Genomic DNA, 4,606 nt, shown 5'->3' with positions numbered 1-4,606 from the left:
TTGATGATCTGGCTGAGGAAGTTCTGGTCCTTGCCGCCGGTCGGCGTGGTGCGCGAGATGAAGTCGAAGATCTTGCCGTCCTTCAACCCGTAATTGGCGATCTGGGTGACGCGGCCGTCGGCGCCGAAATAGACCGCCAGCACTTTCTGGTCGACCAGATGCGGCTTGTCGAAGGCGACATAGCGCTTGCGCGTCTGCGAGATGTAGTAGAAGGCCTCGTTGTCGAAGGTCGCCGTCGTCGACGGGGTACCAAGCGCCAGCAGAACCTGCTCGCGGCTCGACCCGACCGGCACCGAGTCGATCGCCTGCTGGTCGATGACGTAACCCTGCGTCAGCGTCTCGCTCGGGTTGAGGTCACCCATCATCTTGGACGAATTGCAGGCCGAAAGCGCAGATACCGCCACCAGCAGAGAGGCCACGCCCGCCGAAACAGGCGTAAAAAGCGACTTGAATTTCAGCGCACCCAACAACAATTCTCCATCACATCCCCGCAACTTGCGCTGGGCGGCAAAACCGGTAAACCAGCTTGCCTGCCGATGCAACAAGGCCAATTCAACAAAAGGTCCCCGGGAGACCACCCTCAATGTTCCAACGCCTTTTTGGCCGCGAACGCCATGCCAACCGCGCTATCACCGAGGCGCTTTACGCACAAATCGTGGCGGCGGCGCGGCAAACCGTGTTTTATTCCGACTGGAATGTACCGGATACGCCGCTGGGTCGTTTCGAGATGCTGTCGCTGCACATGTTCCTGTTCCAGCACCGGCTGCGCGGCGAAAACGGGGCCGCGACGGAGGTCGCTCAGGTGCTGATCGACGAGTTCTTCCTGGATGTCGAACATTCGTTGCGGGAACTGGGCATCAGTGACGTTGGCGTGCCGAAGCGCATGAAAAAGCTGGCCAAGATGTTCTATGGCCGCACAGCCGCTTATGACGATGCGCTGGATCGCGACGACCGCGACGCGCTCGCCGCCGCCCTTGCCCGCAATATCCTGCCCGAGGCCGCCGACTGGCCGCAGGCGCCGCTGCTGGCCGCCTATGTCGCGGGTGCCGCCCGCCATCTTGCCGCCCAGCCGGCCGAATCGATCGCATCCGGCGTGGTGACGTTTCCGGCGGCCGGCTGAGGAGGCGAAGATGAAATATGTCGACCCGCAAAGCCCGGTATCCTTCGTCGCCAATGTCGCCCGCCTGCCGCAAAAGGGGCTGCCAGTGACGATCGAGGCCGACGAACGGCAGCGCACTGCGCTCGCCACCGAGCACGAACTGCTTTCGGTCGAGCGGTATCACGCCGAGCTTCTGGTGACGCAGTGGAAGCGCAATGGCGTCAAGGTCAGCGGCCGTGTCGAGGCCGACATCACGCAGGCCTGCATCGTTAGCCTGGACCCGGTCGCAGCGCACATTGACGAGCCGGTCGAGGCGCTGTTCCTGCCGGAACAGTCCAAGCTCGGGCGGCAGGGTTTCGAAGGTGGCGGCGAGATCGTGCTCGACGCCGACGGACCCGATAGCCCGGAGACGTTTTCCGGCGACACCATCGATGTCGGCGCGCTTGCCGAGCAGTTTTTTGGCCTGGCGATCGATCCGTATCCGCGCAAGGCCGGAGCGTCGCTGGCGGTCTCGGGCGACGGCGAGACCGAGGAAAGCGAATTCCAGCAAAAGCTCCGGTCCCTGCTTGGAAAATCCTGAAACCGGACCCGATATTAGAAAAGCTGGTTGTGCGGCAGCCCAAAACCGTTATTTTCGCCGAACCTTCGCGAGCCCCCGAACCTGACCAACTCCGCCGGTCAGGCAAACCGTGAGATGAATACCGCGTGATCAGGATTTCCATCGATGCCATGGGCGGCGATCACGGGCCAGGCGTGGTCATCCCGGCGCTCATGACGGTCGCCATTCGCCGTCCCGATATCCGCTTCATCATCTACGGCCGCGAGGAGGCTGTGCGCCCCGAGCTTGCCAAGTTTCCGAAGCTCGCCGAGGTGAGCGAATTCGTGCATTGCGAGATCGCTGTCCGCATGGACGATAAGCCGAGCCAGGCGCTGCGCCATGGCCGCTGGAAGTCGTCGATGTGGAAGGCGGTCGAAGCGGTGAAGTCCGGCACCGCACAGGCCTGCATTTCGGCCGGAAACACCGGCGCGCTGATGGCGATGTCGAAATTCTGCCTGCGCACTATGGCCACCATCGACCGTCCGGCGATCGCGGCGATCTGGCCGACGACGCGCGGCGAAAGCGTGGTGCTGGACGTAGGCGCCACCATCGGCGCGGATGCGCACCAACTCATTGATTTCGCCATCCTGGGCACCGGCATGGCGCGTTCGGTGTTCGGCATCGAGCGCCCGAGCGTCGGTCTGCTCAATGTCGGCGTCGAGGAGATCAAGGGCCAGGAAGAGGTCAAGGAGGCCGGGCGCATGCTGCGCGAGGCCAACATGGCCTCGATGAACTATCGCGGCTTCGTCGAGGGCGACGACATCGGCAGGGGCACGGTCGACGTCGTCGTCACCGAGGGCTTTGCCGGCAACATCGCGCTCAAGACCGCCGAGGGCACCGCAAGACAGATCGGCGGCTACCTGCGCGCCGCCATGAGCCGCACGCTGATGGCCAGGATCGGCTATGTTTTCGCCAAGGGGGCCTTTGACCGGCTGCGCGAGAAGATGGATGTCGGGCGCTCCAATGGCGGTGTCTTCCTCGGCCTCAACGGCATCGTGGTGAAAAGCCATGGTGGCGCCGATTCGGACGGCTTCGCGGCGGCGATCGAGCTTGGCTACGACATGGTCCGCAATAATCTGCTTGACCGCATCGAGGCCGATCTCGATCTGTTCCATGCGCGCAATCCGCATGCCCAGGCAATCAGGAAATCCGACGTCGTTGTCGACGCAAAGGAATAGGAAAGAGCTTTGATCAGATCAGTCGTGCGCGGCTCGGGCGCCGCGCTGCCCCGCCGCATCATGAAGAATGCCGATTTCGAAGGCATGGTCGAGACCTCCGACGAGTGGATCGTCCAGCGCACCGGCATTCGCCAGCGCCATGTCGCGGCCGACGACGAGACGACCGCCTCGCTGGGCGAGGCGGCGGCGCGCGCCGCGCTTGACAGTGCCGGCCTGACACCCGCCGACATCGACCTGATCGTGCTGGCGACCTCGACGCCCAACAACACCTTCCCCGCGACCGCCGTCGAGATCCAGAACCGGCTCGGCATGCATCACGGCTTTGCCTTCGACTTGCAGGCGGTGTGCTCCGGCTTTGTCTACGCGGTGGCAACGGCCGACCTCTATATACGCGGCGGCCTGGCCAGGCGCGTGCTGGTGATCGGCTCGGAGACTTTCTCGCGCATCCTCGATTGGAGCGACCGCTCGACCTGTGTCCTGTTCGGCGACGGCGCAGGCGCTCTGGTGCTGGAAGCGGGCGAGGGGACCGGCGGCATCGCCGACCATGGCGTGCTGGCGGCGAGCCTGCGCTCCGACGGCGTCCACAAGGACAAGCTGTTCGTCGATGGCGGGCCATCGACCACCGGGACCGTCGGCCATCTCAGGATGGAAGGCCGCGAGGTGTTCAAGCATGCCGTCGGCATGATCACCGACGTCATCGAGGCGACATTCTCTCAGGCCGGCATCACTGCCGAGGACCTCGACTGGTTCGTGCCGCATCAGGCCAATAAACGGATTATTGACGCTTCCGCCAAGAAGCTCGGGATTGCCGAGCAAAAAGTGGTGGTCACGGTCGATTTGCACGGTAACACGTCGGCTGCTTCCGTGCCGCTGGCGCTCTCGGTGGCCGTCGCCGATGGTCGCATCAAGAAGGGCGACCTGGTGCTGCTCGAGGCGATGGGCGGAGGCTTCACCTGGGGCGCGGTTTTGGTCCGCTGGTAAGTGCCGAACTGAAGGGTTCGGTCCTTGACCTTGACGGATCAATTACTTAGGCTCTGCCGTTGCTTGTACCGATTTATGTTTTTGAGCTGATGGGACGGTCGCATGGGGGGAAAGACACTTACGCGCGCCGACCTTGCCGAAGCCGTTTACCGCAAGGTTGGCTTGTCGAGAACTGAATCGGCCGAGCTCGTCGAAGCGGTGCTGGACGAAATTTGCGAGGCCATCGTGCGTGGTGAGACGGTCAAGCTGTCGTCCTTCGCGACCTTCCATGTCCGCTCCAAGAACGAGCGCATCGGCCGCAATCCCAAGACCGGCGAGGAAGTGCCGATCCTGCCGCGCCGGGTGATGACCTTCAAGTCGTCGAACGTGCTGAAGAGCCGCATCCTGCGCTCGCACCAGAACAGCAAGGCCAAGGGCGGCAAGTAGCCGCCGCAAATGCCCGGTTGATAACGCCCGCGCGCTTTGACGCCGGGCTTGAATATTGTTTCATAAACCGCTGAAATAAGGCCCGATTCGGGACCAATCGGTCCGATCGCCGTCCAGCGGAGGATTCGCCCATGGACAAGAGCCCCGATGCTTTCCGCACCATCAGCGAGGTCGCGGAAGATCTCGATCTGCCGCAGCATGTGCTGCGCTTTTGGGAAACGCGTTTCAACCAGATCAAGCCGATGAAGCGTGGCGGCGGCCGCCGCTACTACCGGCCGCAGGATGTCGAGCTGATCAAGGGCATCCGCCATATGCTCTACGACC

General features: G+C 63.2%; 7 protein-coding genes. 6 read left to right on the top strand and 1 reads right to left on the bottom strand.

The features are described from left to right. Positions 1 to 467 (bottom strand): outer membrane protein assembly factor BamE (locus EN745_RS30530; RefSeq protein WP_145992222.1); only part of this gene is annotated, 467 nt, incomplete at its 3' end. Positions 468 to 583: 116 nt separating this feature from the next. On the opposite strand from EN745_RS30530, the gene EN745_RS30525 reads away from it, so the two are divergent. The 6 genes from EN745_RS30525 to EN745_RS30500 all read left to right on the top strand — a co-directional run. Further along, positions 584 to 1,120, top strand: coding sequence for a ubiquinol-cytochrome C chaperone family protein (locus EN745_RS30525; protein ID WP_127422966.1), 537 nt, complete (start codon positions 584 to 586; stop codon positions 1,118 to 1,120). 10 nt (positions 1,121 to 1,130) lie between these two features. Then, positions 1,131 to 1,679 carry a DUF177 domain-containing protein gene (locus EN745_RS30520; RefSeq protein WP_127422965.1) on the top strand — a complete coding sequence of 183 codons (549 nt, stop codon included), beginning with the start codon at positions 1,131 to 1,133 and terminating at the stop codon, positions 1,677 to 1,679. 125 nt (positions 1,680 to 1,804) lie between these two features. Beyond that, positions 1,805 to 2,875, top strand: a complete 1,071-nt coding sequence (gene plsX, locus EN745_RS30515) for a phosphate acyltransferase PlsX (RefSeq protein ID WP_127422964.1) — start codon at positions 1,805 to 1,807, stop codon at positions 2,873 to 2,875. Positions 2,876 to 2,884: 9 nt separating this feature from the next. Then, a complete protein-coding gene (locus tag EN745_RS30510) occupies positions 2,885 to 3,856 on the top strand; it encodes a beta-ketoacyl-ACP synthase III (RefSeq protein WP_127422963.1) in 972 nt (323 codons plus the stop codon). A 102-nt stretch (positions 3,857 to 3,958) separates the two neighbouring features. Further along, positions 3,959 to 4,282, top strand: a complete 324-nt coding sequence (locus tag EN745_RS30505; RefSeq protein ID WP_006201891.1) for an integration host factor subunit alpha — start codon at positions 3,959 to 3,961, stop codon at positions 4,280 to 4,282. A gap of 131 nt (positions 4,283 to 4,413) precedes the next feature. Further along, the coding region (locus EN745_RS30500; RefSeq protein ID WP_145992220.1) for a MerR family transcriptional regulator at positions 4,414 to 4,606 on the top strand (193 nt) is incomplete at its 3' end.

This window comes from Mesorhizobium sp. M4A.F.Ca.ET.022.05.2.1 (assembly GCF_003998845.1).
In the GTDB taxonomy this organism is placed as follows: domain Bacteria; phylum Pseudomonadota; class Alphaproteobacteria; order Rhizobiales; family Rhizobiaceae; genus Mesorhizobium.
This window is presented reverse-complemented; position numbering and strand designations above follow the sequence as displayed.

Excerpts from the sequence above, each read along its gene's own strand:
- EN745_RS30525 (WP_127422966.1), top strand. The coding sequence starts at position 584 with ATGTTCCAACGCCTTTTTGGCCGCGAACGCCATGCCAACCGCGCTATC.
- EN745_RS30520 (WP_127422965.1), top strand. The coding sequence starts at position 1,131 with ATGAAATATGTCGACCCGCAAAGCCCGGTATCCTTCGTCGCCAATGTC.
- EN745_RS30505 (WP_006201891.1), top strand. The coding sequence starts at position 3,959 with ATGGGGGGAAAGACACTTACGCGCGCCGACCTTGCCGAAGCCGTTTAC.